Below are 25,719 nucleotides of genomic sequence, written 5' to 3'. Positions count from 1 at the left end.
CGTTCAAGCCGATTCCGCGGACGGCGTCACGCTGGCGTTTCGCCCGCTTGTTCTGTATGAGGCGCGCGCCTCCCCGCATCGTCGCACGAAACCTCGCGGCCCGACCGTTTCCGGCCGCCCCTCCCCGTTATCTGAATGAACCTGCGCAACGTCGCCATCATCGCCCACGTCGACCACGGCAAGACCACCCTGGTGGACCAGCTCCTGGCCCAGTCGGGCGTGTTCCGCGCCAACGAGGCGACGGTCGAGCGCGCCATGGACTCCAACGATCAGGAGAAGGAACGCGGCATCACCATCCTGGCCAAGGCCACGTCGGTGCTGTGGAACGGCAAGGCCGGCGAGACGCGCATCAACATCATCGACACCCCCGGCCACGCCGACTTCGGCGGCGAGGTCGAGCGCATCCTGGGCATGGTCGACGGCTGCGTCATTCTGGTGGACGCCGAAGAGGGCGTCATGCCCCAGACCAAGTTCGTCCTGACCAAGGCGCTGAAGATGGGGCTGCGTCCCATCCTGTGCATCAACAAGGTCGACCGCGCCCACGCCGACCCGGACCGGGTGCATCTGGAGACGATCGAGCTGTTCGAGGCCATCGGCGCCTCGCCGGAACAGCTGGACTTCCCGCACATCTACGCCTCGGGCCGGAACGGCTGGGCCACGCTGGACCTGAACGAGAAGTCCGAGACCCTGGCGCCGCTGTTCGACCTGATCGTCGACCACGTGCCGCCGCCGGCGGTGTCCGCGAACGTCGACAAGCCGTTCCGCATGCTGAACGTGCTGATCGAGAGCGACCCCTTCCTGGGCCGCATCCTGACCGGCCGCATCGAGAGCGGGAAGGCCGTTCCCGGCATGCCGATCAAGGCCCTGGACCGCGACGGCAAGACCATCGAACAGGGCCGCATCACCAAGGTGCTGGCCTTCCGCGGCCTGAAGCGCCAGCCGCTGGACGCCGGTTCGGAAGCGGGCGACATCGTCGCCATCGCCGGCATGTCGAAGGCCACCGTGGCCGACACCCTGTGCGCGCTGGAGGTCACCGAGGCGCTGGACGCCCAGCCGATCGACCCGCCCACCATCTCCATGACCGTGTCGGTCAACGACAGTCCCCTGGCCGGCCGCGAGGGCGACAAGGTGCAGAGCCGCGTGATCCGGGACCGCCTGCTGAAGGAGGCCGAGGCCAACGTCGCCATCCGCGTGACCGAAACCGCCGGCGCCGACGCCTATGAGGTCGCCGGCCGCGGCGAACTGCAGCTGGGCGTGCTGGTCGAGAACATGCGCCGCGAGGGCTTCGAACTGTCGATCAGCCGCCCGCGCGTGGTCTACCAGACCGGCGAGAACGGCGAGCGTCTGGAGCCGATCGAGGACGTCATGATCGACGTCGACGACGAGTTCACCGGAGTGGTCATCGAGAAGCTGAGCCAGCGCAAGGCCGAGCTGAAGGACATGGGCCCGTCGGGCGCCGGCAAGACGCGCATCCAGCTGATGTGCCCGTCGCGCGCGCTCATCGGCTATCAGGGAGAGTTCCTGACCGACACGCGGGGCTCCGGCGTGCTGAACCGCGTGTTCAGCCACTACGAGCCGCACAAGGGCGCCATCGAGGGCCGTCAGAAGGGCGTGCTGGTCTCCAACTCCGACGGCGAGACGGCGGCCTATGCGCTGTGGAACCTCGAGGAGCGCGGCGTCATGTTCGTCGGCGCCGGCGAGAAGACCTATCAGGGCATGATCATCGGCGAGAACAGCCGCTCGGACGACCTCGACGTCAACCCGATCAAGGGCAAGCAGCTGACCAACGTCCGCGCCTCGGGCAAGGACGAGGCCGTGCGCCTGACCCCGCCGCGCCGCCCCTCGCTGGAACAGGCCATCGCCTACATCGAGAGCGACGAACTGGTCGAGGTGACGCCGAAGTCGATCCGCCTGCGCAAGCAGGTGCTGAACCCCTCGTTCCGCAAGAAGCGCGTCCGCGAGGACTGATCGCATACGGCCAAGTCGAACGCCGGGGCTTCCGCGACGTTAAGCATGGGCCGGTCGCCTCCCTGACCGGCGTCAGATGGGAAAGTCCCATGCGTAAACTCATGCTTCTGGCCGGCGCCGCCCTGTTGGCGTCGGCGGCCCCCGCCGCAGCCCAGGTTCTGGGCGGCAATGTGGGAGGCAACGTCTCGGGCAACGTCGGCGTGGGCGTCTCGCGCCCCGACCTCGGCGTCCGCGACACCATCCGCGACACCCGCGACTTCGGACGCGACACGGTCAGGTCGACCCGCGACGCCCTGCCCGGCGCGGACGTCCGCGTCGACGGCCGCGCCGGCGTCGAGGCCTCGGCCCGCCCGCGCCGCGTCTCGACCCAGACCGACGTCGCCGTCGGCACCGAAGTCCGGGCCCGCGACGGCGATCTGATCGGCTCGGTGGTCGGCACCACCCGCGACGCCCGCGGCTACGTGCGCACCGTGATGATCCGCACGGCCGACGGCGTCGTCCGTTCGGTGCCCGCCGCCTCGGCCGATCTGCAGGCCGACGCCTCGGGCACGGTGATGGTCAGCCGCTGGGACCGCCGCCGCGTCGAACGCCAGCGCCCCGTCGACTGACGGTCGCCCTGGTCAGGAGAGGGCGGCTCCCGCGCGGGGGCCGCCCTTTTTCTTGCGCGCTCCGTCCGACGCCATGACGGTTGCGCGGCTCGCCTCCCCCCGCCAATGTCCGCCGCGTCAGTTTTCGTGTCGGAGCCCCAGCATGACCCTCGGCCGCCGGATCGTCGCCGCCGCGACCGCCTTCACCCTGATCGCCGCCCCCGCCGTGCAGGCGGGCGAGGGGATGTGGACCTTCGACAACTTCCCCATCGCGCGGGTCAACGCGACGCTGGGCACGAACATCGACCAGGCGTGGCTGGACCGGGTGCGGCTGTCGTCGGTCAAATTCGGCGGCTGTTCGGCGGGCGTGGTCTCGGGCGAAGGGCTGGTGATGACCAACAACCACTGCGTCGCCTCGTGCGTGGCGCAGCTGTCGACGCCCGAGGTCAACTACGCCGCCACCGGCTTCCTGCCCGCCTCGCGCGCCGAGGAGAAGCGCTGCCCCGGCGCCTCGGCCGAGATCCTGACCGACATCTCGGACGTCACCGGGCGCATGCAGGCCGCCGGCGCCGGACAGTCGGGCGCCGCCTTCGTCCGCGCCCGCGACGCCGAGGCCGCCGCCATCGAGGCCGAGGCCTGCGCCGGCAAGACCGACAGCCGCTGCCAGGTCGTGACCCTGTACCGCGGCGGCCAGTTCAAGCTCTACACCTACAAGCGCTACTCCGACGTGCGTCTGGCCTGGGCGCCGGAAGACCGCGCCGCGACCTTCGGCGGGGACCTGGACAACTTCAACTTCCCGCGCTTCGCCATCGATGCCGCCTTCATCCGGCTGTACGAGAACGGCGCTCCGGCGGCGACGCCGGTCCACTTCAAGTGGAACGCGTCGAAGCCGGTCGAGGGCCAGCCGATCTTCGTCACCGGCAGCCCCGGCGCGACCCAGCGCCTGCTGACCCAGGACCAGCTCTACACCGTCCGCGACGTCGTCCTGCCGATGGACCAGCTGATCACGTCCGAACTGCGCGGCCGCATGATCCGCTATGGCGAGAAGAGCCCGGAGCACGCCTTCCAGGTCATGGACCCGCTGGTCTCTCTGGAGAACACCTACAAGCGCGGCATCGGCCGCATGCGCGCCCTGATCGACGTCGACTTCATGGCCCGGCGCGCCGCCGACGAGGCCGACTTCAAGGCCCGCGTGGCGGCGAACCCGGCGCTGGCCGCCGAGGTGGGCGATCCGTGGGGCGAGCTGGCGGCGATCCAGCCGATCCAGCGCGCGCTGTATCCGTCCTATTCGATGCTGGAGGCGCGGGCCGGCGGCGGCTCGGTGCTGTTCGGCTACGCCTGGACCCTGGTCCGTGCGGCGCAGGAGCGGGCCAAACCCTCGGGCGAGCGCCTGCCCGAATACGTCGACGGCCGCCTCGGCGCCGCCCAGTCGCGCATCATGGCCGAGCGCCCGATCTATCCCGAGCTGGAAGAGATGCAGGTCAGCTGGTGGCTGTCCAAGACCCGCGAATGGCTGACCGTCGACGATCCGCGCGTGCGCGGCCTGCTGGGTCGCGAGTCGCCCGAAGGTCTGGCCGCCCGCGTGATCGGCGGCACGAAGCTGGCCGATCCGGCGGTGCGCCGCGCCCTGTGGGAAGGCGGGCTGGAGGCGATCGAGGCCTCCGACGATCCCCTGATCCAGTGGGTCCTGTCGATCCAGGACGAGAGCCGGGCCGCCCGCGCCGAGTGGGAGGAGCGCGTCGTCGGCCCGACCGACCGCGCCTCGGAAACCCTGGCCCGCGCCCGCTTCGGCGCCTATGGCGACAGCGTCTATCCCGACGCGACCGGCACCCTGCGGCTGACCTGGGGCCGCGTCGAGGGCTGGACCTGGCAGGGCCAGACCGTGCCGGCCTTCACTGACTTCGCCGGCCTGTGGGACCGCATGACCGGCGCCGCGCCGTTCGACGTCGCGCCGAAGCTGCTCGCGGCGCGCGACCGCATCCCGGCCGACACCGTGCTGAACATGGCCGTGTCGACCGACACCATCGGCGGCTCGTCGGGCTCCCCGGCGGTCAACGCGGCGGGCGAGATCGTCGGGGCCAATTTCGACTCCACCATCCTGACCCAGCGCAACGCCTACGGCTACGATCCGAACGTCAACCGCTCGGTCATCGTCACCACGGGCGCCGTCACGGTGGCGCTCCGCGACGTCTACGGCATGGATCACCTGCTGGCGGAGCTGGGGGTCTGAAGCGCGGGGCAGGGCTGGGCGTCAGCGGTATGGAGGTCCGCGTCGCCCCGCCGCCTACCCCTGGTTCCTACCCCTAGATCGCGCTCATCTTCTGCCGCGCCTTCTCGAAGTACTGCCAGCCGGTCCAGACGGTGATCACCGCGGCGGCCCAGATCAGCAGGTCGGCGAACAGCTGGAAGTGCGGCAGCCAGTCGAACTCCAGCCCGAAGCCGTCCCAGTTGCGCGCGAACAGCTGGGCGCCCAGCGCCACCAGCTGCAGCGTCGTCTTCCATTTGGCCAGCAGCGTCACCGGCAGCTTGACCTTGCCCGCCACGGTCTCGCGCAGGGCCGAGACGGCGAACTCGCGGAACAGGATCAGGCCGCAGGGAATGGCGATCTGCGGCACCGAGCCGCTCGTCAACACGCCCAGGATGGCCCCCGTCACCAGCACCTTGTCGGCGATCGGGTCCAGAATGGCGCCCCATCGGGTCGTCGCGTGCCAGCGCCGCGCCAGATAGCCGTCGATCCAGTCCGTCGACGCCGCCACCACGAAGATGAAGAAGGCCGCGCGGTAGAGGGCGAACTGGTCCTCGGGGCTCAGATAGCTGGACAGATAGGGGATGCCCCCCGTGGCGCCGGCCAGGATCAGGAACATCACCACCCCCGCCGCCAGCCGCAGGCCGGTCAGGATGTTGGGGATGGGGTTGGCGTTGGGATGCGGGGCGGTGGTCATGGCGTCCTCGGGCTGATGGCCTGAGATGCCACGCTTTCTCCGTTCAGGCGAGCGGCTGGAACGGCCCCGCGCTCGCCAGTCTGCGCAGCAGCCCTTCGGCGATGCCGAAATGCAGGCCGACCAGTTCCAGTTCACCGGCCGCCTCCCTTTCGGCGATCCACGGGAAGGTGCGCAGGTTGTCCAGCGACAACCGCACCACCGCCTCCTCGCTGGCCTGCTCGACCTGATCCGGCTCCACCGCCTCGGCCACGCGGCGCACCGTCGGCGCCCCCTGCGCGATCCACGGCGCAAGGAAGTCGCGGCAGCTCTCGGGCGCGCCCCCCCGCATCGCCGCCACGCCGCCGCAGTGGGCGTGGCCCATCACGAGGATGCGCCGCACCTTCAGCACCTTGACCCCGAACTCCAGCGCCGCCGAGACCCCGTGCAGATGGCCGTCCGGGGCGTAGGGCGGGACCAGATTGGCGACGTTGCGCACCACGAACAGCTGCCCCGGCGCGGCGTCGAAGATGAGGGCGGGATCGGCCCGGCTGTCCGAACAGGCGATCACCAGGGTGTGCGGCGTCTGGCCGTCGGCGGCCAGCGCCTCATACTCGGCCTTCGCCCCGGGCCAGCGGTCCTGACGGAAGCGGCGATAGCCGGAGAACAGCGGGTCGGCGTCGGTCATCGGGCGTCCTTCTTCGCGGCCATGGCCTGTTGCCAGCGGCTGGGCGGCTTGTCGTCGCGATGCGGGCAGCCGGGCCAGCAGCAGGGGCGGCGCTTGCCCTCCTGCATCTCCTCGATCGTGCGGCGGATGCGGCGCTCGCGCGTCGCCGCCTGCCTGGCGTCCTCGACCCAGCAGATGAACTCGTTGCGCCCCAGCGGCGTCAGCCCCTGCCACAGGGCCAGCACGTCGGCGTCCGCGCGGATCGCCGTCTTCAGGTCGTCCGCCGCCCGATGCACCGTGCCCTCCGCGAAATCGCTCATTCGCGCACCTTACGTCCGGCCGACGGGATGGAAAAAGGCGTGGATGCGCTCGGCCAGCGCCCGGTTGATGCCCTCGACCTTTTCCAGATCCACCACCGACGCCCGGCCCACGCCCTTGGCGGAGCCGAAGGCGTGCAGCAGCGCCTTCTTCCGCCCCGGTCCGACGCCCTCGATCTCGTCCAACGGGTTCTTCTTGATGTCCATCGAGCGCCGCTTGGCGTGGGCCCCGTTGGCGAAGCGGTGCGCCTCGTCGCGCAGCCGCTGGATGTAATATAGGGCCGGCGACTTCAGCGGCAGCATGAACGGCGGCTTGCCGGGGATGATGAACTTCTCCAGCCCCGCGTCCCGGTCGGGTCCCTTGGCCACGCCGACGGCCAGGATGTCCTCCAGGCCCAATTCGTCCAGCACCGACCGCACAGCCGACAGCTGGCCCGGACCCCCGTCGATCAGCAGCAGGTCGGGGCGTTCCGGGGCCTCGCCCTCGTCCTCCTCCTTGACCAGACGGCTGAACCGTCGGCGCATGACCTCGCGCATCATGCCGAAGTCGTCGCCGGGGCTCAGCTCCTCGCCGCGGATGTTGAACTTGCGATACTGGTTCTTGCGGAAGCCCTCGGGCCCCGCCACCACCATGGCCCCCACGGGGTTCGAGCCCTGGATGTGGGCGTTGTCGTAGATCTCGATCCGCTCCGGCCTCCCGTCCAGTCCGAAGGCCTCGACGACTTCGTCCAAAATCTTCCCCTGCGCCGAGTTCTCGGCCAGCCGCCGCCCCAGCGCCTCGCGGGCGTTGGTCAGGGCGTGGTCCACCAGCGCCTTGCGGTCGCCCCGCATCGGCCGTTCGATCGAGACGACGCGCCGTCCGTCGGTCTGCTTGGCCATCATCGAGAAGGCCTCTTCCAGCAGTTCCTTCTCGAACGGGATCACGTTGGACAGGATCTCGCGCGGGACCGGCTTGTCCTCATAGAACTGGCCCAGGAACGCCCCCAAGATGTCGGCGTCGGTGTCGCTCTTGTCGACCCGCGGGAAATAGGCCCGCCCGCCCCAATTCTGGCCGCCGCGATAGAAGAACACCTGCACGCAGGCCTGCCCCGCGTCGGAGTGCAGGGCGAACACGTCCGCCTCCGCCACGCCCTCGGCCGACACCGAGTTCTCCATCGAGATCGCCGACAGCGCCCGGATGCGGTCGCGCACCCGGGCGGCGGTCTCGAAGTCCATGTCGTCGCTGGCGGCCTGCATCTCCTTCGACAGCCGCCCGATCACCGCCCGCGACTTGCCGCGCAGGAAGGCCTCGGCCTCGTCCACCAGCTCGGCGTAGTCCTCCAGCGAGATCAGCCCCGTGCACGGCGCCGAGCAGCGCTTGATCTGGTGCAGCATGCAGGGCCGCGTGCGGCTCTCGTAGACGCTGTCCGAGCACGAGCGCAGCAGGAAGGCCTTCTGCAGCGTGGTCAGCGTGCGGTTCACCGCCCAGGTCGAGGCGAACGGCCCGAAATAGTCGCCCTTGATGGTGTGCGCGCCCCGGTGCTTGCGCACCTGAGGCGCCCGGTGGTCGCGCCGGATCATCAGCTCGGCGAAGGACTTGTCGTCCCTGAGCACCACGTTGAACCGCGGCTTCAGCTTCTTGATGAAGTTGGATTCCAGCAGCAGCGCCTCGGTCTCGGTCGCCGTGACCACCAGCTCCATCGCGCGGGTCAGAGACACCATGTGGGCGATGCGCTGGGTGTGGAACCGCCCCTGCGCGTACTGCATGATGCGCTTCTTCAGCGACCGCGCCTTGCCGACGTACAGGCACGCCCCGTCCTCGCCGTACATGCGGTAGACGCCCGGCTTGTCGGGCGCCCGCCGCGCCTCGTCGCGGATCAGCTCGGCGGCCTTCAGATCGGTTTCAGGGGCCGGTTCTGCCTCGGTCATCGCCGGCGAATATAGGCGGACCTCACCCCCGCCGCACCAGCAGCATGCCGCCGATCACCATGGCCGTGCCGCCCAGCCGGGCCAGGCTGATCGGCTGGCGCGGGACGCCCATCAGGCCGAAGTGATCGATCAGCAGGCCCAGCACCAGCTGACCCGCCACCACCGCCGCCAGCGACGTCGCCACCCCCAGCTTCGGCGTCGCCCAGGCCAGCACGACCACGAACAGCGCGCCGTACAGGCCGCCGATCCAGGCCCAGCCCGGGACCTCGCGCACCGCCTGCCCCTCGGGCCGGTGCTGCATGGCCAGCGCCAGCACCAGCAGGGTCGCCGTGCCGACGGCGAAGGACACCAGCGCGGCGTTCAGCGGCGTGCCCAGCCCCTGCGCCAGCCGGGCGTTGGTGGGCCCCTGCACCGCCGCGGCGGCCCCGGCGGCGAAGACGGCGAACATGGCGAAGAGGTTGGCGTTCATGGGTTCGATCCTTACGGCGCCGACTTGAACGCGCGAAGCCGCCCCGGTATTCCCGCCCCGACCATTCGGAGACTCCCATGCTGGCCCTCTACATCATCCTCGGCTTCGTCGCCGTCCTGGCCGCCGTCAACTTCATCGAGTTCGGCCGGGTTGACTGATCCGGCCCGCGGGGCCGCCCTGGTCACCGGCGCGGCCCGCCGCATCGGGCGCGAGATCGCCCTGCACGCCGCCCGCGCGGGCTGGGACGTGGCGATCCACCACGGGTCTTCGCCGGGGGACGCCGAAGCCGTCGCCGACGAGGTCCGGGCCGTGGGGCGCCGCGCCACGGTCCTTCAGGCCGACCTGACCGACGTCGCCGCCGCCCACGCCCTGACCGGCCGCGCCGCAGAGGCGCTGGGTCCGCTGACCCTGCTGGTCAACAACGCCTCGGTCTTTCAGGAAGACCGGCTGGAGACGATCACGGGCGACAGCTGGTCCCTGCACATGGACGTCAACCTGCGCGCCCCCGTGCTGCTGGCCCAGGTCTTCGCCGCCCAGGCGCCCGACGAATCCTGCATCGTCAACCTGCTGGACCAGCGGGTGCTGAAGCCGGACCCGCGCTTCTTCTCCTACGCCCTGTCGCGCGCCGGCCTGCACTGGGCGACCACGACGATGGCGCAGGCGCTGGCGCCCCGGATCCGCGTCAACGCGGTCGCCCCCGGCCCGACGCTGAAGTCCACGCACCAGTCCGACGCCGACTTCGAGGCCGAATGGTCGAACGTGCCGCTGGAACGCGTCGTCACGCCGGAGGCGGTGGCCGCCGCGGTGATCTGGCTCGCGTCCGCCGACCGGGTCACCGGCCAGACGATCGCCGTCGATTCCGGCCAGCACCTCGCCTGGCGCACACCCGACGTGCAGGACTGACGCCATGACCGAGGACTTCCGCCGCGACGGCCTGACCGTCTTCGTCCGCGGCCTGTCTCTGGCGGCCGAGATCGGCGTCCACGCCCACGAACGCGGGATCACCCAGCCGCTGGACGTCGACGTGTCGCTGGAGCTGACGCCCGGCCCGGTCGCGCACCTGTCCGACACGCTGAACTACGAGACCGTGCGCGCCGCCGCGCTGGACCTCGTCGCCCAGGGACACATGGAGCTGATCGAGACCTTCGCCGAGCGTCTGGCCCGCGCCTGCCTGGCCGACGCGCGCGTGCGCGCCGTCGCCGTGCGGGTGGAGAAGCCGGGCGCCCTGCGCGGCGCCCAGGCCGCGGGCTGCGAGGTCCGGCTGTCGCGAGGCTAAGGCGGCGTTGCGCCGCGACGGCCCGCCCGGCATGATCCGCGCTCTGCAAGGGTAGATGATGACCGACACCGGCGACCGCCAGCCTCCGAAGGACCCGACGCCGGACCACGATCCCGACGATCTGGTCGGCTTCGCCTCGCCCGCCTCTCTGGCCGGCCGTCCCCGTGCGCCCGAACCCGAACCTGAACCCGTGGTCGGGGTGACGCCGGAGCCGGCCCGCGAACCGGTCGACGCCCGTGCCGCCTTCGAGCCGGCGCCCGCCGCGCCGGAGCCGTCTCCCGCCTTCGGCCGCCGCGACCGCGAACCGGTCGTCGAGGCGCCCATGGGCCTGTATGCGGTCTACGCCCTGATCCTGTTCGCCGTGCCGACCCTGGGCGTCTCGGCCGTGGTCGGCCTGCTGGCCGTCATGTTCGGCGACGCGCCGGCGGACGAGCCGTTCCGCAGCCACCACGTCTATCAGCTGCGCACCCTCTGGACCGCCGCCATCGCCGCCGTGGCGGGCGTCATCCTGATCGTCATCAACCTGGGCGTCTTCGTGCTGTTCGTGCTCGTCGGCTGGTTGGTGATCCGCGGCGCCTGGGGCGTCTTCCTGCTGACCCGCGGCCGCCCCGTGCCCAATCCGCGCGGCTGGTGGGTGGGTTGAACCCTCAGGGCTCCAGCTCGATGTCCCAGTACAGATAGTCGAGCCAGCTCTGGTGCAGGTAGTTGGGCGGAAAGCGCCGCCCCGCATCCTGCAGCTGCCAGGCGTTCGGCCGGTGCGGCGCGCGCCGGATGGGCATGCCCGCCTGCGCCGGCGTGCGCCCGCCCTTCCTCAGGTTGCAGGGCCCGCAGGCGGCGACGATGTTCTCCCACGTCGTGCGCCCGCCGCGGCTGCGCGGGATGACGTGGTCGAAGGTCAGCTCCTTCGTCTCGCCGCAGTACTGGCAGCGGAAGTCGTCGCGCAGAAACACGTTGAACCGCGTGAACGCCGGGGCCCGGTCCTGATCGACGTAGCTCTTCAGCGAGATGACGCTGGGCAGCTGCATTTCCATGGACGGGCTGCGTACTGTCTTGTCGTAGACCGAGACCACGTCGACGCGGTCCTGCCACACGGCCTTGACCACCTCCTGCCAGGGCCAGATCGACAGGGGATAATAGGAGAGCGGCCGGAAATCGGCGTTCAGCACCAGGGCCGGCCAACCGGAAGGCGGTCGCTCGGACACCCTCACCTGGGGGCTCCGTTCAGATATCGGGCGTGCAGGGTAAGCTGACTGAAGACGCGTCTCCTCCGACGCCTCCAGCCTACGCCTGATTCGACGACGCCGCCATGACGCTCAGCCCCGCGTGGGAAAGGCCGGCAGGCTCCATCCCTTCCTCAGCGCGCCGGCCCGGAGCGCGAAGCCCAGCACCGACCCCAGCACCGCCGCCGGCCAGTCGCCCAGGCCCAGTCGCGTGGCGACGACGTACACCGCCGCCGCCAGGATCGCCGCCGACACCGTGATTTCCCGCCGAAGCAGGATCGACGGCTGGCCCGCCAGCAGGTCGCGCACCACGCCGCCGAAGCAGGCGGTCAGCGCGCCCATGACCACGCAGATCAGCGGCGGCACGCCCCACGCTTCCGCCTTGGCCGCGCCCAGCACGCCGTAGGCGGCCAGTCCGACCGCGTCCAGCCACAGCAGCGCCCGGAACCGCCACTCGCGCGCGCCGATCAGCCACACCGCGACCGCCGCCGCGATGCAGACGGCGACGTAGCGCCAGTCCTGCACCCAGAACACCGGCGCCCCGATCAGCAGATCCCGCAGCGTGCCCCCGCCCACGCCGGTGATGGCGGCGAAGAAGGCGGCGGTGACCAGATCCTGCTTCAGCCGGGCCGCCGCCAGCGCCCCGGTCGCGGCGAACACCGCCACCCCGGCGAAGTCAAGCACGGCCAGCAGGCGCTCCGGCGCGACGATCTCGGGAGTCAGGACGGCGGTCGTCATATCGTCGCGTCTCCCCGTTTCACCAGCCCGTACCACGCCCAGAGCAGGTGCGCGGCCACCGCGCGGTGCGGGCGCCACGCCTCGGCGCGGGCATAGGCGACCCTTTCCCTCGGCCGGGCCTCCAGCCCGTCGGCCCACTTCATGGCCTCCTGCAGGGCGACGTCTCCGCCCGGAAACACGTCCAGCCGGCCCTCGCAGAACATCAGGAAGGTCTCGGCGGTCCACAGCCCGACGCCCTTGATCGCCGTCAGCCGCGCCACCGCCTCCGCGTCCGACAGCCGCTCCAGATGGTCGAAGTCGATCCTGCCCTCCACGTGCGCCCGGGCGATCTCATGGGCATAGGTCGCCTTCTGGATCGACAGGCCCATGCCGCGCAACGCCGCGATCTCGTGGTCCATGACGCGGGCCGGGGTCAGATCTCCGTCCAGTCCCCCGACCACCCGCTTCCAGATCGCGGCCGCGGACGCCAGCGACACCTGCTGTTCCACGATCATGCGCAGCAGGCCCTCGAACCCGCCCGTCCGCACCCGCCATTCGAACGGCGGCACGGCGGCGTCCGCCCGCGCCAGCGCCGGGTCGGCGGCGACCAGCCTCGCGCGCGCGGCGGTCAGGTCTGCTGGGCTCGGAGGCTGAGGCACTTCTGGACGGTCCCTGACCGGCGCACTAGCGTCGCCGCATGCGCACACTGGACGATCTTCTGGCCCCGATCACCCCCGAGGTCTTCCATCGGGACTTCGACGACCGGAAACCGCTGCACGTCCCCGCCGCCGACGATGCGCCCCGACGCTGTCTGCTGAACTGGGACGACTTCAACGCCCTGCTGGATCAGTCGGCGATCTGGAACGCCGCGACGCTGAAGATGGTGCACGACAACCGGCCCATCCCGCCGGAGCAGTACTGCGTTCTCGTTCAGACCCAGTCGGGCACGGTCACGCGACCCTCGCCCGGCAAGGTTCAGGCCCTGATGGCCATGGGCGCCAGCGTCATCCTCGGCGACGTCGAAAGCCTGACGCCCGGGCTGCGCGCCCTGTCCTCCGACCTCTCGCGCCGCTTCGCCGCCCAGGTCGGGGTCAACCTCTACTGCTCCTTCGGCGGGGTCCAGGCCTTCGGCAGCCACTACGACCTCCACCACGTCTTCGCCGTCCAGCTGGAGGGGGAGAAGACCTGGCGGCTGTATTCGAACCGTGAGGCCGATCCCGTCGACCTGCCCGACGATTCCGACGGCCGCGCCCGCGAGCGCCTTCACGCCGCCCGCGGCCAGCTGGTGCAGGAAGTGCGGATGAAGCCCGGCGACGTCCTGTATCTGCCGCGGGGTCAGTTCCACGACGCCCTCGCCACCGAGGGGGCCTCGCTGCACGCCACCTTCTCCGTCACGCCGCTCTACGGCCGCATCCTGTTCCGCCTGCTGGAATCCGCGGCCCTTCAGGACCCGGCGTTCCGCAGATGGCTGCGGCCCGCGGCGGAAGGGGGCGGCGCGCCGCTGAAGGCCCAGCTGGCGGACCTCGGAGCCCGCCTCGCCGCCCTGACCGCCAGTCCGGCCTTCGCCGACGAAATCGCCATGGCGCAGACCCGCCTGACGCCGCGCGCCCCGGCCTATGGCCTGCCCGTCCGCACGCAGCTGACCTTCCTCGCCCCGACCGGTCGGGCCGCGCCCCGTGTGGCGGGCCCGGCCACCGTGGCCATGGACTGGATCCTGACCCAGTCCCGCGTGGCGCTGGAGGACGTGATCGCCCAGTTCGACTTCGTCCCCGAAGAGGACCTGCGCGCCGCCGTCGACCGCCTGCTGGCCGCCGGCGCCCTGCGTCGCGTGTGACGGTGGCGGACTTCGTCACCCGCTTCGCCCCGTCGCCGACCGGACGGCTGCATCGCGGCCACGCCCTGTCCGCGCTGACGGCGTGGACCGCCGCCCGGGCCGCGGGCGGACGATTCCTGCTGCGCATCGAAGACATCGACCCGACGCGCTGCAAGCCGGAGTTCGAGACGGGAATTCTCGACGACCTGGACTGGCTGGGCCTGGACCGGGACGGCCCCGTCCGTCGCCAGTCGGATCACCTGCACGAGTACGCCGGCGTGGTCGACGTGCTGGACCGGCGCGGCCTGCTTTACCGGTGCTTCCGTACACGGAGGGAAATCCTCGACGCGATCGGGGACGCGCCGCACGGACCCGCCGACGCCGCCCGCCCGGGCCCGCATCCGGCGGAAGAGGAAGCCGCCCTTCTGGCCGGGGGCCGCCCGTTCGCCTGGCGCCTGTCGCTGGACCGCGCCCGCGCGGCCCTCGGCGATCGCGCCTGGGCGCAGCTGTCGTTCGTGGAGGAGGGCGCGGGTCCCGACGGCGAGCGCGGACTGATCCCCGCCCGGCCCGAGACCGCCGGCGACGTGGTGCTGGCGCGCAAGGACGCGGGCACGGCCTATCACGTGGCGGTGACGCACGACGACGCCCTGCATGGCGTCACCCACGTGATCCGCGGCCATGACCTGTTCGAGGCGACGCATGTCCAGGTCCTGATCCAGGCCCTGATGGGCTGGCCCACGCCCGTCTATCGCCACCACCCCCTGCTGCTCGACGCCTCCGGCCGCCGCCTCGCCAAGCGCGACAAGGCCGAGACGCTCCAGTCACTGCGGGAACGGGGCATGGACCCGGCGCAGCTGCGGGCGGAGCTGGGGTTCTAGGCGCACTCCCTCACGCAGGCCCGCGCCAGCACCTCGGCGGAGTCGATCAGCGGCACGCTCACGTCGCCCGGCCCCATGACCAGCGGAATCTCGGTGCACCCCGCGATGATCGCCTCGGCCCCGGCGTCGATCAGCGCCTGCGCCAACGACCGCATCTCCGCCCGCCGGTCGTCGCCGACGTCGCCCGCCTTGATGGCGAACACCAGGTCCAGAAACGCGCGCCGCCCCCCGACCGCAGGCGTCAGCGGCGAAAGTCCGCGCCGCTCCAGCTCGGCCACGTACAGGTCCTGCCCGCCCGGCGTGGCCAGCACGCCGACCTTCGTCGCGCCCCCTCCCGAGATTTGGCCCGCCGCCTCCGCCGCCGTCAGCTCGATCATGTCGAGGAAGGGGACCCCCGCCGCCCGGATGGCGTCGGCGTGCGCGTGCGCCGTGTTGCACGGCATGGCCAGAACCTCCGCCCCCATGTCCCGCAGCCGCGCCGCCATGGCCCCCAGTTCTGCCTTCGCGCCCGGAGGATTCCGATGCCGGTTCGGCACCTGCGGATTCATGTCCATCAGCACACGGACATGATCCTCGTCCTCCCGCGCGGGCGTCAGCTCCAGGATGCGCTGGAGGAAGGCCAATGTGGCCGCCGGCCCCATGCCGCCGAGGATGCCGAGGGATTTCATGACCTGCTTTTCTCGCTTCAGCGGCTGGATCCGCCTGCCGGTCAACCGGCGCTGAGGCGCGACGTCAAGGGAAAGCGCGCGACCCACCGCAACCCGCCGTCGCTCCAGCCGCGCTCGGCCGTGCCGTCGGTGGCCGCCGCGAAGACGCGCGTGAGCAGGGCTGTTCCGAAGCCCGGATTGCCGTCGCCCGTCCGTGCGGCCCCGCCGCTCTCGGCCCAGGTCAGTTCGAGGAGGCCCGGCTCCATTTCTCGCCAGGACACCCGGACCCTGCCTGCGGGCGTCGCCAACGCCCCGTACTTCAGGGCGTTCGTGCCCAGTTCATGCATCGCCAGCGCGACATAGGGGACGACGCGCGCGGGAAGCGTCACATCGGCGCCGGAGATCTCGACCCTCTCGAGATGCGCCAGATGCTGGGACAGCAGGGCGCACAGGCCGGCCCCGTCGCTGCCGGAAGTCAGCAGCGCATCCTGCGCCCGCGCCAGGGTGGCAAGGCGCCGCGACACCGTTTCGGCGAACTCCGGTGAGGCCCCCGCCGATCGCGCGGACTGTTGCACGACCGCCTGAACGACGGCGTAGACGTTTTTGACGCGGTGGTTCAGTTCCCGGGCCAGGATCTCAAGCTTCTCGGCATTCAGCTTTCGCGTCGTGACGTCCAGTGCGCTGGCGAGGACCGCCGGCCTTCCCTCCACCGTCGTCGTGCGACAGGCCTGAATCTCCCACCACTGCCTCTGGTCGTCGACGGAGAAGACGACCTCCTTGGTCGCAGGAACCCCGGTCTCGAGCACGGACCTCAGCACGTCCTCGATCGGCCCGCCTATGTCCTCGCCCACAAGGTCGCTCGGACGTCGGCCCATGGCGTCTTCGGGAAGGTTTTGAGCCCACGTGTAGCGCAGGGACTCGTCGTGCTCAGACATGGCGATGCCGGAAATCTGCGTCGCCAGTTCCAGTCGCCGCGTCACCACTCGCGCCTGTTCCAGGCTGTCCCTCAGGCGGTCGTTGAAGCGCGTCAGGTCCGCCTCCGCCTCGCGCAGCTCCGTCAGATCCTCGTTGACCCCGATCATGCCGGCGAACCGGCCGTGGGCGTCGTGATAGGGCCGGGCCCGCGTCCGCAGAACCCGCACCTCGCCGTCGGCGCGGCGATAGCGCGCCTCACAGATGAAGGGGACCTGATCCCGCATGCCGATCTGAAAGGGGCCGAAGACCTTGGGGTGATCTTCCTCTAGCAGCGTCGTCGACCAGTCGAAATCGCCGTCGGGCGCCGCGTCCAGGCCCCAGAACTCCCGCTGGGCCCGGTTCAGATAGACGCACCGACCTTGCGCGTCCCCACGCCAGAGCAGCGCCGGCGTATCTTCGAGCAGCGCGGCCGCATCATCCGTCAATTGTGTCACTGACCCCTCCCGACGGGGTCAACGCTCCGGTGTGCGCGGCGGTTCCGGGCACGGACCACCGGCGCGAGCTTCACCCCAGGGCCCCCTCCAGCACGCTCTGATAGCCGAACAGCCCCTGGGCGCCGCCGGTGTGCAGGAAGACGACCGTCTCTCCCTTGAACTCCGCCGCCCGCGCGATCAGCCCCTTCATCGCCTTGGCGGAATAGACCGGGTCCAGCAGGATCCCGTCAGTCCGCGCGGCCGTCACCAGCGCGTCGATCACGCCCTGATCGACCAGGCCGTATCCCTCGCCCACGTAGTCGCAGTCGGCGACCACCATCTCCTCCGTCACCGCGTCCGGGCGGCCCAGCAGGGCGGCGGTCTCGCGCGCGAGCTTCAGGACCATGGCCTCCTGACGCGCTTTCGGCGCGCGCACGCCGAAGCCCAGCACCGGCACGTCGGCGCCCATCACCGCCAGCCCGGCCACCAGGCCGCCGTGCGTGCCCGCGCTGCCCGTCGCCGTCACGATGCGGTCGATCGCCAGATCCAGATCGTCGGCCTGCGTCACGATCTCGCGCGCGCAGTCGACGTAGCCCAGGGCCCCGATCGGGTTCGAGCCGCCGCCGGGGATGACGTAGGGCCGCCGCCCCTCGCCGCGCAGCCGTTCCGCCTCGGCCTCCAGTTCGGCGTTCATGTCCGTGCCCGCCGGCACGGTGCGGATCGACGCGCCGAATAGCCGGTCCAGCAGGACGTTGCCGTTGCCGACGTAGTCGGGCGCCGTCGAGCCCGTCCGCGCCTCCAGAATGATGGCGCAGCCCAGCCCGTGCGCCGCCGCCGCCGCCGCCGTCTGGCGCACGTGGTTCGACTGCGTCGCGCCTTGGGTCACCAGCACGTCGGCGCGCTGCTCGAAGGCGTCGCCCAGCAGGAATTCCAGCTTGCGCGTCTTGTTGCCCCCGCCCGCCAGCCCGGTGGCGTCGTCGCGCTTGATCCACAGATCGAGCCCCAGCTTCTCCCCCAGCCGCGGCAGGGGCTCCAGCGGCGTCGGCAGGTGGGCCAGGCGGACGCGGGGAAAGCGGGCAAGGTGCATGGACGGGCTCCGGGCTGGGTGACGCCCCCCGCTTATCAGCCTTGTGGCACGTGCGCGATCAGTTGGACCTCGACCACGCCGGTCGGGCTCAGCAGGCCGGTCGTGCCGACCGCCGTCCACGCCGGATGCGGCGCCGTGGTGAACTCCGCGCGCACCGCGTTCATGATCTCGATCTGCTGCATCCGCGTGACCGCCACGTCCTCGCGCTCCCAGACGTGGAAGCTGTTGATCATGACCACGTCGTCGAAGCTCGCGCCCGCCGCCTTCAGCATCTGGTCCAGTTGCCCGAAGGCGCGCCGGGTCTGGGCCTCGAAGCCCGCCGCGTCGATCGCCTCGCCCGGCCGCGGCCCGATGATGACGCCCGAGACGTACAGCGTGTCGCCCACCCGCCGCGCCGGCGCATAGCCGATGCCGTCATAGGCGCCGCGCCAACCGGCGTCGGGAATGATCACCTCGCCCCCCGACGCCGGGATCCTCTGCGGCCAGGCGTCCTGCGTCAGGGCCGGGCTTGCGGCGAGGACGGCGAGCGTCGCTGCGGCGGTCAGGCGGGCGGCGGTCATGTCGGATCTCCCTCTGTCCGCCACAGGGAACGCCCGCCGCGCCGCCGACGCAAGCGACGGATCGTCCCTCCCCGCACGTGTGATCGGGGTCGGCGCGCGCGGACTTCGGTCCGGATCCCGGCCGCGGCGGCCCGGTCCCTCACCCTGTCGGCCGGGCCGTCGCTGCGCCCGTCAGGCGGCGCGGCCGACGACCGCCTCGTGCAGCGCCATGACGATCCACGACGGCGACGGCGCGCGTTCCGACATCAGGGCGTCCAGCGAGGTCTCCAGTTCGGGCGTGACGCGCGCGCTGGCCATGGCCCAGCCGGCGAACAGCCGCTCCTCCACCGGCTCCCGGTGCATCAGGCGGATGTCCTTGTGCCGGGGGTCGTCCTCCAGCCGCCGCAGCAGCCCGTCCAGCACCTCCGGCTGGCCCTCGACCACCTGGATGTACCGATCCCGATGGGCCGCCAGCGCGCCGGTCAGGCCGGTGCGCGAGTTGTTGTGCTGCGACTCCGCCAGGATCACCGCCAGGTTCCCCAGCGAGCCGGTCGAGCCGGTCGCCGTGCTCTCGTAGATCAGCCGTTCCAGACGCATCCCGGGGCGGTCCTTCGGTTTCGGAGCTTGAGAAATGACGGTTTTCCGGGCCACATGCAAACAACTGGCTGACTTTCATGGATAAGTCCGCTTCCGTACACTCACGTCCGGGGAGGCGCGGGAGCCCGTCGTCCGCCCGGGCGTTGCCGCTTCATGAGCGCCGCCGCCGTCCCGCGCAGCCCGTCCGACCTGGCCTTCGCCCGCGACCTGGCGCGCGGCGCGGCGGGCGCCCTGATCTTCGCCGTGCCGCTGCTGATGACCATGGAGATGTGGGCCCTGGGCCACGCCATGGACCGGCCGCGGCTGGCCCTGTTCCTCGCCTCGGGACTGCCCCTGCTGTTCGGCCTGTCGTGGGCCGTCGGCCTGCGGCAGGGCGGCGGCTGGCTGGATCATGCGCTGGAGACCCTGACCGCGGTGGCGCTGGGCTTCGGGGTCTCGGCCGCCGTCCTCGTCGCCGTCGGCGCGCTGGGGGTGGACCTGCCCGCCGACGTCTGGCTCGGGCAGGTCGCCCTGCAGACCGTGCCGGCCGCCGTCGGAGCCCTTCTGGCCCGGCGCCAGCTGGGCGGCGGCGCGGCCGATCGCGAGGAGCCCCGCGCCTACCCGGCCGAGCTGTTCCTGATGATCGTCGGCGCGCTGTTCCTGGCGCTCAACATGGCGCCGACCGAGGAGATGGCGCTGATCGCCTGGCGGATCGGCCCGCTGCAGACGGCCGCCCTGCTGCTCGCCTCCCTGATCGTCATGCACGCCCTCGTCTACGCCGTCGGCTTCGCGGGGCAGGAGGATCACGGCCGGCCCGGGCTCGCCTTCTTCCACTTCACCCTGGCGGGCTACGGCCTGGTGCTGCTGACCTGCCTCTACGTCCTCTGGCTGCTGGGCCGCGCCGACGGTCAGGGCGCCCACGAGATCGCCGGCCTCGCCGTCGTCCTCGGCTTCCCGGCCAGCCTCGGCGCCGCCGCCGCGCGGCTGCTGGTCTGATGGCGGCGAAGCCGAAAGCCCCGCCGCGCCCGCCCGTGCTGGAGTGGGTCATGGCCGCGCTCGGCGCCGCCGTGGTCCTCGTCACCCTGACCCTGCTGCTCAAGGACGCCGGAGGCGAGACCGCCCCGCCGCAACTGACCGCCCACGTCGTCGAGGCCCGCCCGCTGGCCGACGGCTGGGCCGCCGAGATCGAGATCGTCAACCGCGGCGACGAGACCGCCGCCCGCGCCCGCGTCGCCCTCATGGGGTCCGAGGCGGAGACCGACTACGTCGCCGGCCACGGCAAGGCGCGCCTGACCCTGATCGTCCCCGCCGACCCCGCAGGCGCCGCCCCCGTCGTCAGGGGCTGGTCGGAGCCCTGATCCCGTCAGCTTCCGTGGGCTTGCCCGGCCCCGCCCGCCGCCGCTACGCAGGGTCGTCCGGGTCAGGGAGGGGCCGCGCATGTCCGACAAGGCGACCTTTTCGCGCACGGTGACGCAGAAGTGCGCCTGCGCCCGCTGCGGCGCCCGGTACGAATACGACCGCGTGCTGTCGACCGAGCGTCCCCGGCATGAGGTCGCCGAGGCCGACGTCGAGCTGGCCCGCCAGCAGGCGGCTGACGACATGGCCATCGTCCGCTGCCCGCGCTGCGGCAAGTATGCGCCCGGCGCGATCCGCAACCGGCTGCTGTCGACCGGCATGATGCTGGGCCTCGCGGTCCTGTGCGCCGCGGCCAGCCTCGGCCTGATAGTGCTGGCGGGGATGACGGGCAGGTTCTTCTGGTTCCTGGCCCTGGCCGCCGGCCTCGGCGCGGCGTGGTTCGCCCTGTTGGCGGTGATCGCCCTGCTGATGCCGACCACCGCGAAGACCCGGCCGACGCTCGGTTGAACCGCGCCCGGCATGCGCCTATCGTCCGCGCGTTCTCCCGGGGGCGGCCCGAGCCGCTGAGATAGAGGTGTCCCTCTGACCGGCCGAACCTGATCCGGGTCATGCCGGCGAAGGGACGAGACACGCTCCGGCCAGCCGGAGTCTCACACCGCGCCGGCGGTCCCTCTTGTCGAAAGAGGCCGCCATGAACGTCCACGTCCCCACCGCCGCCCCGGCCGAGCCCGAGTCCTCGACCCTTCCCTTGGCCGAGGCCCGCCGCAAGGTCGCCGAAAAGGCCGGCCGCGTCCCCGTCGGTCCGCGCGAGGGCGGGCGCAAGGTCTACGTCTCCGGCGAACTCTACCCCGACATCCGCGTGCCCTTCCGCGAGGTCGCCGTGCACCCCTCGGCCGGTGAGCCGCCGGTGACGATGTACGATTCCTCCGGCCCCTACACCGACCCGGACGCGACCATCGACATCACCAAGGGTCTGCCGAAGGTCATGTCTTCCTGGCGGCTGGACCGCGGCGACGTCGCGCCCGTCGCCAACCCGCGCGAGGTCAAGCCCGAGGACAACGGCCATGCGTCGGGCAAGCACCTGGCCCCCCGCTTCGACGTCAGCCGCCACAAGGTGTTCAGGGGCGTGCCCGGCCGTCCGGTGACCCAGCTGGAATACGCCCGCGCCGGGATCATCACGCCCGAGATGGAGTTCGTCGCCATCCGCGAGAACCTGCGGCGTGAGCAGACCGCCCCCTGCGTCCGCGACGGCGAGGACTTCGGCGCCTCCATCCCCGACTTCGTCACGCCCGAGTTCGTGCGTCAGGAGATCGCCCGCGGCCGCGCCATCATCCCCCAGAACATCAACCACCCCGAGGTCGAGCCGATGATCATCGGCCGCAACTTCCTGGTGAAGATCAACGCCAACATCGGCAACTCGGCGGTCCTGTCCTCGGTGGACGACGAGGTCGACAAGCTGGTCTGGGCCACCCGCTGGGGCGCCGACAACGTCATGGACCTGTCGACCGGCCGCAACATCCACAACATCCGCGACTGGATCATCCGCAACTCCAGCGTCCCGATCGGCACCGTGCCCATCTATCAGGCGCTGGAGAAGGTCGGCGGCGTGGCCGAGGACCTGACCTTCGACGTCTTCGCCGACACCCTGATCGAACAGGCGGAACAGGGCGTGGACTATTTCACCATCCACGCCGGCGTGCGCCTGCCCTTCGTGCCGATGACGGCGAACCGCGTCACCGGCATCGTCTCGCGCGGCGGCTCCATCATGGCCAAGTGGTGCCTGGCGCATCACAGGGAGAGCTTCCTCTATGAGCGCTTCGACGAGATCTGCGAGATCATGCGCGCCTACGACGTGTCGTTCTCGCTGGGCGACGGCCTGCGCCCCGGCTCCATCGCCGACGCCAACGACCAGGCCCAGTTCGCCGAGCTGCGCACCCTGGGCGAACTGACGAAGGTCGCCTGGGACCACGGCTGCCAGGTCATGATCGAGGGCCCCGGCCATGTGCCGATGCACAAGATCAAGCAGAACATGGACGAGCAGCTGAAGTGGTGCCACGAGGCGCCCTTCTACACCCTGGGGCCGCTGACCACCGACATCGCGCCCGGCTACGACCACATCACCAGCGCGATCGGCGCGGCCATGATCGGCTGGTTCGGCACGGCCATGCTCTGCTACGTCACGCCCAAGGAGCACCTGGGCCTGCCGGACCGTCAGGACGTCAAGGACGGCGTCATCACCTACAAGATCGCCGCCCACGCCGCCGACCTGGCCAAGGGCCACCCGGCCGCCCGCGCCCACGACGACGCCCTGTCCCGCGCCCGGTTCGAGTTCCGCTGGGAAGACCAGTTCAACCTCGGCCTCGACCCCGAGACGGCGCGCCAGTACCACGACGAGACCTTGCCGAAGGAGGCGCACAAGACCGCCCACTTCTGCAGCATGTGCGGCCCCAAGTTCTGCAGCATGAAGATCAGCCAGGACATCCGCGACGCCGCGCGCGTCCAGAACGACGCCGGCGGCTCGCTGGCCGACGCCGAGGCGGGCATGGCGGCGATGAGCGAGAAGTTCCGCGCAGGGGGCGGGGAGATCGAGGTGAAGGTGTGAGGCCTCAAGTTCGGAAGACGCCAAACGAGCTCATTGCGGTTCGGAGATCTGCTTCGAACTGACGGAAGGAATTAGACCGTCTCAGTGCATCGAAAGACTGAACCTGCGCGATACGGGCAAAGTACAGGCTTGGTCCGGGTCGCCTGCGCCGACCAACTACTGAATCAATAGCGGCGGAAAGAACAGATTTCGGGTCCGGCAATGCCTCGGCCAGTGTGGCGTTAGCAGGTAGCCCTAGATCAGCCGCTGGGCCGGTATAACCTAGAGCGTCTAGCACTGCGTCGGAGTCGGCCAACACCCATGCTTCGGTCTCATGGCAGGGGGCCACCACAACACAATGGTCCCGTGACCAGCTACAACGCTCGTTTGCTATTTCACAAACGCGGTGGCTGCGAGCATGGAGCGTCCCCACTGCAGCACGCCCCCCTGTATCGGCGTGTACAAATACAATTCGGATCGCGTCGGCGTTTCGGCAAATTTCTTCGGCAATGGCCTGCCCACTACGGTCTGAGGCTCTCACCGCCACAGGCGAATCCGGAATCACCACGTTTCGTTGGCCATCGACCCGCGAAATCTCGTCCATCAGGCGCGGCAGAAGCACATCAAAATATGCATGGTCCGACGGGCCTTCACAGAAGGCTGCCCAAGAAAGGTAAGTCACGCCTCTTCGCTCAGCTTCTTTAGCAGTGCCCCGATCTCGCGACGGCTCAGATCAGTTTCCGGGTCAAGGTCAAGCTTCCCGGATTCAATACCGGTTCGCATCCGAGTTCGTGTGGACTTCGATTGAGTGGCAGGCTCGATGCTGCTCACCGTGTCGGCAGCGATGATCTCGCTGTCCTGAAGCGCAGCCATAACCGCAGGCGAGTGCGTGTTGACCAGAACCTGAAACAGCGAGCCAAAGACCGCGTCCCCTGCGTGCCAGACAGAATCTCGGAGCAGCTGTACTAGGGCTGGAATCCTGCCTTCATGCACGCCGTTTTCGGGCTCTTCAAAACAAAGAATCCCCTTTCTGTCAGGGTCGTCAAGTAAAGCGAGAAGTGCGAGAAGTCTTAGCGTGCCGTCAGATATAACACGTGAGCTGAAAGTCAGATCGTCCGCCATTCGGACGCTGAACGAGTGCTCCTTCGCTCCATCATAGTCGTGAATCTCAATGGCCCGAACTGACGGAATTAAAGAACTCAAGTCAGCAGCGATGTCGGACATTACACCCGCCGGTCGCATTGCGCTGCCGGTCTCTTGCTGAAGTCGAGCCAACACGGCCGCCAAGTTGGACGCGTCAGATTTGAGTATTTTTGTGTCGAAGCGATCAACTGCTCTGCGGGCGGCACGCGGATTGATCTCCAAAAATCGGATCGAAGTCAGGAGATCACGCAAAGCGTAGAGATGAGGGAACTCAGCAGTCGCAATCGTTGAGAGCGCCGTGCGACCAGCCTCAAACGCAGGCAACTTAACTGGCCGTCCTCTCTTAGATGTGCCCGCGTCGTTAGCTGGCCCGTCTTGGCGAATATTGAAAGCCGTCGGCTGGCCCTTGTCGTCAAGGTCCATGTCGATGAACGGGTTCCTTCGGTATGAAGTAGCGGCCTTCTCCTGCTTCAGATACTCAGCCCGATCGTAGGTCTTGGCGATCGGATGGCAAGCTTCGTGGGATACGTAGACCCCGGCTGGATAGCCTCCCGCATCGAGCTTCATTGTTAAGCGAAGCTCGTACCGGAGCCGCTGGGCCTTAATCCGATACTTCTTCCCGAAAGCGTCGGACCCCGTCGGAGACAGGAAGGCTTCAACAGCAAATTTCATTTGCTGGTAGCGACGACTGGGCGTCCAGCGGAAAAGCTCCTCAGGCTCGCCGCGAAGCTCCAGCATAGCGCTTCGTACGTCTCCTTGGGCCAGCAGAGATATGAACTTGATTGCGTCAAACAGGTTGGACTTACCGCTCGCATTAGGCCCCACGACCGCCGAGAACGGCTGAAGGTCGAGGGCGAAATCCTCGAAAGTCTTGAACCCGTCGATTTCGATGCGCGTAAGCATGGAGTGACCGTATCTGGCTCCGGCCAGCTAGAGCAATCGCCGCGTTAAAGTGGCTCCCCCGCAATCCCCCGCAACGCCTCCTCGAACACCGCCGCCGGCTGGCCGCCGCTGATCAGCCACTTCCCCTCCACCACCACGGCGGGCACGCCGGTAATGCCGCGGGCGCGCCACAGGGCCTCTTCGGCGTGGACCTCGGCGGCGTACAGGTCGTCGGCCAGGACCTCGACGGCCCGGGCGCGATCCAGCCCCGCCGCCGCCGCCGCGTCGGCCAGGACCTCGGGGTCGGTCAGCCGGCGCCCCTCGGTGAAGTGGGCGCGGAACAGGGCCGCCTTCAGCGCCCGCTGCGCCTCCGGCCCCACCGTCCCCGCCCAACACAGCAGGCGGTGGGCGTCGAAGGTGTTCCAGATGCGGCTCTCCTCGCCCATCCGCATTTCAAATCCGGGCCAGGCCTCGGCCGCGCGTTCGGTGATCATGGCCCGGTTCGCCGCCGACTGCTGCGGCGTCGATCCGTATTTGCGGCCTATGTGCTCGACGATGTTCTCGCCCTCGGGGGCCATCTGCGGGTTCAGCTCGAACGGCCGGAAGGTGATCTCCGCCCCGATGCCCTCGGCCTTCAGCCGCGCCAGCGCCGCCTCCAGCCCGCCCAGCCCCACCACGCACCACGGGCAGACCACGTCCGAGACGAAGTCGATCTTCAGGGTGCGGGTCGGGGCGGGGGGCGCGGCGTCGGTCATGGCGGACAGATGGGGGCGTCCGGGCCG

At 70.1% G+C, this 25,719-nt stretch carries 27 protein-coding genes and 1 riboswitch; of the genes, 12 read left to right on the top strand and 15 right to left on the bottom strand.

Annotation, left to right across the window (positions count from 1 at the left end; all coding sequences use genetic code 11):
• Positions 1–135: 135 nt before the first annotated feature.
• From typA to EFJ44_RS02595, 3 genes are all read left to right on the top strand, one after another.
• Positions 136–1,968: a translational GTPase TypA gene (gene typA / locus EFJ44_RS02605; protein ID WP_125255624.1), complete on the top strand. Its 1,833-nt coding sequence runs from the start codon at positions 136–138 to the stop codon at positions 1,966–1,968.
• A gap of 89 nt (positions 1,969–2,057) precedes the next feature.
• Positions 2,058–2,576 carry a hypothetical protein gene (locus tag EFJ44_RS02600; protein ID WP_125255623.1) on the top strand — a complete coding sequence of 173 codons (519 nt, stop codon included), beginning with the start codon at positions 2,058–2,060 and terminating at the stop codon, positions 2,574–2,576.
• Positions 2,577–2,718: 142 nt separating this feature from the next.
• Positions 2,719–4,785, top strand: a complete 2,067-nt coding sequence (locus EFJ44_RS02595; RefSeq protein ID WP_125255622.1) for a S46 family peptidase — start codon at positions 2,719–2,721, stop codon at positions 4,783–4,785.
• Positions 4,786–4,858: 73 nt separating this feature from the next.
• Here EFJ44_RS02595 and pgsA read toward each other — a convergent pair whose 3' ends face one another.
• Genes pgsA through EFJ44_RS02570 form a run of 5 tightly spaced genes read right to left on the bottom strand, consistent with a single transcriptional unit; the run spans position 4,859 to position 8,834 of the window.
• Positions 4,859–5,497, bottom strand: coding sequence for a CDP-diacylglycerol--glycerol-3-phosphate 3-phosphatidyltransferase (gene pgsA, locus EFJ44_RS02590; RefSeq protein WP_125255621.1), 639 nt, complete (start codon positions 5,495–5,497; stop codon positions 4,859–4,861).
• A 43-nt stretch (positions 5,498–5,540) separates the two neighbouring features.
• Entirely contained in the window at positions 5,541–6,161 is a 621-nt protein-coding gene (locus EFJ44_RS02585; protein WP_125255620.1) for a carbonic anhydrase, read from the bottom strand.
• Positions 6,158–6,460 (bottom strand): YdeI/OmpD-associated family protein, encoded by a 303-nt coding sequence (locus EFJ44_RS02580; RefSeq protein ID WP_125255619.1) that lies wholly within the window; start codon positions 6,458–6,460, stop codon positions 6,158–6,160. The genes EFJ44_RS02585 and EFJ44_RS02580 overlap by 4 nt, the downstream gene beginning before the upstream one ends.
• Positions 6,461–6,469: 9 nt before the next feature.
• Complete coding sequence (uvrC, locus tag EFJ44_RS02575; protein WP_125255618.1) at positions 6,470–8,365, bottom strand: excinuclease ABC subunit UvrC; 1,896 nt, start codon at positions 8,363–8,365, stop codon at positions 6,470–6,472.
• A gap of 22 nt (positions 8,366–8,387) precedes the next feature.
• Positions 8,388–8,834, bottom strand: coding sequence for a DMT family transporter (locus EFJ44_RS02570; protein WP_125255617.1), 447 nt, complete (start codon positions 8,832–8,834; stop codon positions 8,388–8,390).
• A gap of 150 nt (positions 8,835–8,984) precedes the next feature.
• On the opposite strand from EFJ44_RS02570, the gene EFJ44_RS02565 reads away from it, so the two are divergent.
• The 3 genes from EFJ44_RS02565 to EFJ44_RS13940 are packed head-to-tail and all read left to right on the top strand — an operon-like array spanning position 8,985 to position 10,753.
• Positions 8,985–9,737 carry an SDR family oxidoreductase gene (locus EFJ44_RS02565; protein WP_125255616.1) on the top strand — a complete coding sequence of 251 codons (753 nt, stop codon included), beginning with the start codon at positions 8,985–8,987 and terminating at the stop codon, positions 9,735–9,737.
• A gap of 4 nt (positions 9,738–9,741) precedes the next feature.
• On the top strand, positions 9,742–10,110 hold the full coding sequence (gene folB, locus EFJ44_RS02560; protein ID WP_125255615.1) for a dihydroneopterin aldolase: 369 nt from the start codon (positions 9,742–9,744) through the stop codon (positions 10,108–10,110).
• A 55-nt stretch (positions 10,111–10,165) separates the two neighbouring features.
• Complete coding sequence (locus EFJ44_RS13940; protein ID WP_241209649.1) at positions 10,166–10,753, top strand: hypothetical protein; 588 nt, start codon at positions 10,166–10,168, stop codon at positions 10,751–10,753.
• Positions 10,754–10,757: 4 nt separating this feature from the next.
• Here the strand turns inward: EFJ44_RS13940 and EFJ44_RS02550 are convergent, their stop codons facing one another.
• From EFJ44_RS02550 to EFJ44_RS02540, 3 genes are all read right to left on the bottom strand, one after another.
• Positions 10,758–11,318, bottom strand: a complete 561-nt coding sequence (locus tag EFJ44_RS02550) for an HNH endonuclease (protein ID WP_125255614.1) — start codon at positions 11,316–11,318, stop codon at positions 10,758–10,760.
• Between the two features lie 105 nt (positions 11,319–11,423).
• A complete protein-coding gene (locus tag EFJ44_RS02545) occupies positions 11,424–12,068 on the bottom strand; it encodes a trimeric intracellular cation channel family protein (protein WP_125255613.1) in 645 nt (214 codons plus the stop codon).
• Positions 12,065–12,706 carry a DNA-3-methyladenine glycosylase family protein gene (locus tag EFJ44_RS02540; RefSeq protein ID WP_125255612.1) on the bottom strand — a complete coding sequence of 214 codons (642 nt, stop codon included), beginning with the start codon at positions 12,704–12,706 and terminating at the stop codon, positions 12,065–12,067. Before EFJ44_RS02540 ends, EFJ44_RS02545 begins: the two co-directional genes overlap by 4 nt.
• Positions 12,707–12,744: 38 nt before the next feature.
• On the opposite strand from EFJ44_RS02540, the gene EFJ44_RS13935 reads away from it, so the two are divergent.
• Positions 12,745–13,881, top strand: a complete 1,137-nt coding sequence (locus EFJ44_RS13935; RefSeq protein WP_125255611.1) for a JmjC domain-containing protein — start codon at positions 12,745–12,747, stop codon at positions 13,879–13,881.
• Between the two features lie 2 nt (positions 13,882–13,883).
• Positions 13,884–14,738 (top strand): tRNA glutamyl-Q(34) synthetase GluQRS, encoded by an 855-nt coding sequence (gene gluQRS, locus EFJ44_RS02530; RefSeq protein ID WP_241209648.1) that lies wholly within the window; start codon positions 13,884–13,886, stop codon positions 14,736–14,738.
• On the opposite strand, the gene cuyB is transcribed toward gluQRS, so the two are convergent.
• From cuyB to EFJ44_RS02505, 5 genes are all read right to left on the bottom strand, one after another.
• A complete protein-coding gene (gene cuyB, locus EFJ44_RS02525) occupies positions 14,735–15,406 on the bottom strand; it encodes a cysteate racemase (protein WP_125255609.1) in 672 nt (223 codons plus the stop codon). The two genes, gluQRS and cuyB, sit on opposite strands and share 4 nt — an antisense overlap.
• A gap of 41 nt (positions 15,407–15,447) precedes the next feature.
• Entirely contained in the window at positions 15,448–16,794 is a 1,347-nt protein-coding gene (locus tag EFJ44_RS02520) for a sensor histidine kinase (RefSeq protein WP_125255608.1), read from the bottom strand.
• A 70-nt stretch (positions 16,795–16,864) separates the two neighbouring features.
• The gene (gene cuyA, locus EFJ44_RS02515; protein ID WP_125255607.1) at positions 16,865–17,860 is read right to left on the bottom strand and encodes a D-cysteate sulfo-lyase; all 996 of its coding nucleotides are present in this window, start codon (positions 17,858–17,860) and stop codon (positions 16,865–16,867) included.
• A gap of 35 nt (positions 17,861–17,895) precedes the next feature.
• Positions 17,896–18,420 (bottom strand): RidA family protein, encoded by a 525-nt coding sequence (locus EFJ44_RS02510; RefSeq protein ID WP_125255606.1) that lies wholly within the window; start codon positions 18,418–18,420, stop codon positions 17,896–17,898.
• Positions 18,421–18,591: 171 nt separating this feature from the next.
• Positions 18,592–18,996, bottom strand: coding sequence for a BLUF domain-containing protein (locus tag EFJ44_RS02505; RefSeq protein WP_125255605.1), 405 nt, complete (start codon positions 18,994–18,996; stop codon positions 18,592–18,594).
• 153 nt (positions 18,997–19,149) lie between these two features.
• On the opposite strand from EFJ44_RS02505, the gene EFJ44_RS02500 reads away from it, so the two are divergent.
• The 4 genes from EFJ44_RS02500 (at position 19,150) to thiC (ending at position 22,933) form a co-directional block, all read left to right on the top strand.
• Positions 19,150–19,971, top strand: a complete 822-nt coding sequence (locus EFJ44_RS02500; protein ID WP_125255604.1) for a TIGR02587 family membrane protein — start codon at positions 19,150–19,152, stop codon at positions 19,969–19,971.
• Positions 19,971–20,333 carry a hypothetical protein gene (locus tag EFJ44_RS02495; protein ID WP_164511826.1) on the top strand — a complete coding sequence of 121 codons (363 nt, stop codon included), beginning with the start codon at positions 19,971–19,973 and terminating at the stop codon, positions 20,331–20,333. The genes EFJ44_RS02500 and EFJ44_RS02495 overlap by 1 nt, the downstream gene beginning before the upstream one ends.
• A gap of 79 nt (positions 20,334–20,412) precedes the next feature.
• Positions 20,413–20,838 carry a hypothetical protein gene (locus tag EFJ44_RS02490; protein ID WP_125255602.1) on the top strand — a complete coding sequence of 142 codons (426 nt, stop codon included), beginning with the start codon at positions 20,413–20,415 and terminating at the stop codon, positions 20,836–20,838.
• Between the two features lie 27 nt (positions 20,839–20,865).
• A riboswitch (TPP riboswitch) is annotated at positions 20,866–20,972 on the top strand.
• Between the two features lie 50 nt (positions 20,973–21,022).
• Positions 21,023–22,933, top strand: a complete 1,911-nt coding sequence (thiC, locus tag EFJ44_RS02485) for a phosphomethylpyrimidine synthase ThiC (protein ID WP_241209647.1) — start codon at positions 21,023–21,025, stop codon at positions 22,931–22,933.
• 657 nt (positions 22,934–23,590) lie between these two features.
• Here the strand turns inward: thiC and EFJ44_RS02475 are convergent.
• Both EFJ44_RS02475 and EFJ44_RS02470 read right to left on the bottom strand, forming a co-directional pair.
• On the bottom strand, positions 23,591–24,958 hold the full coding sequence (locus EFJ44_RS02475) for an AAA family ATPase (protein WP_125255600.1): 1,368 nt from the start codon (positions 24,956–24,958) through the stop codon (positions 23,591–23,593).
• 44 nt (positions 24,959–25,002) lie between these two features.
• Positions 25,003–25,692, bottom strand: coding sequence for a DsbA family oxidoreductase (locus EFJ44_RS02470; RefSeq protein WP_125255599.1), 690 nt, complete (start codon positions 25,690–25,692; stop codon positions 25,003–25,005).
• Positions 25,693–25,719: the final 27 nt, after the last annotated feature.

This window comes from Brevundimonas fluminis, assembly GCF_003934285.1.
GTDB lineage: Bacteria > Pseudomonadota > Alphaproteobacteria > Caulobacterales > Caulobacteraceae > Brevundimonas > Brevundimonas fluminis.
The sequence above is the reverse complement of the archived record's forward strand: the minus strand, read 5'-3'. Positions and strand labels throughout refer to the sequence as shown.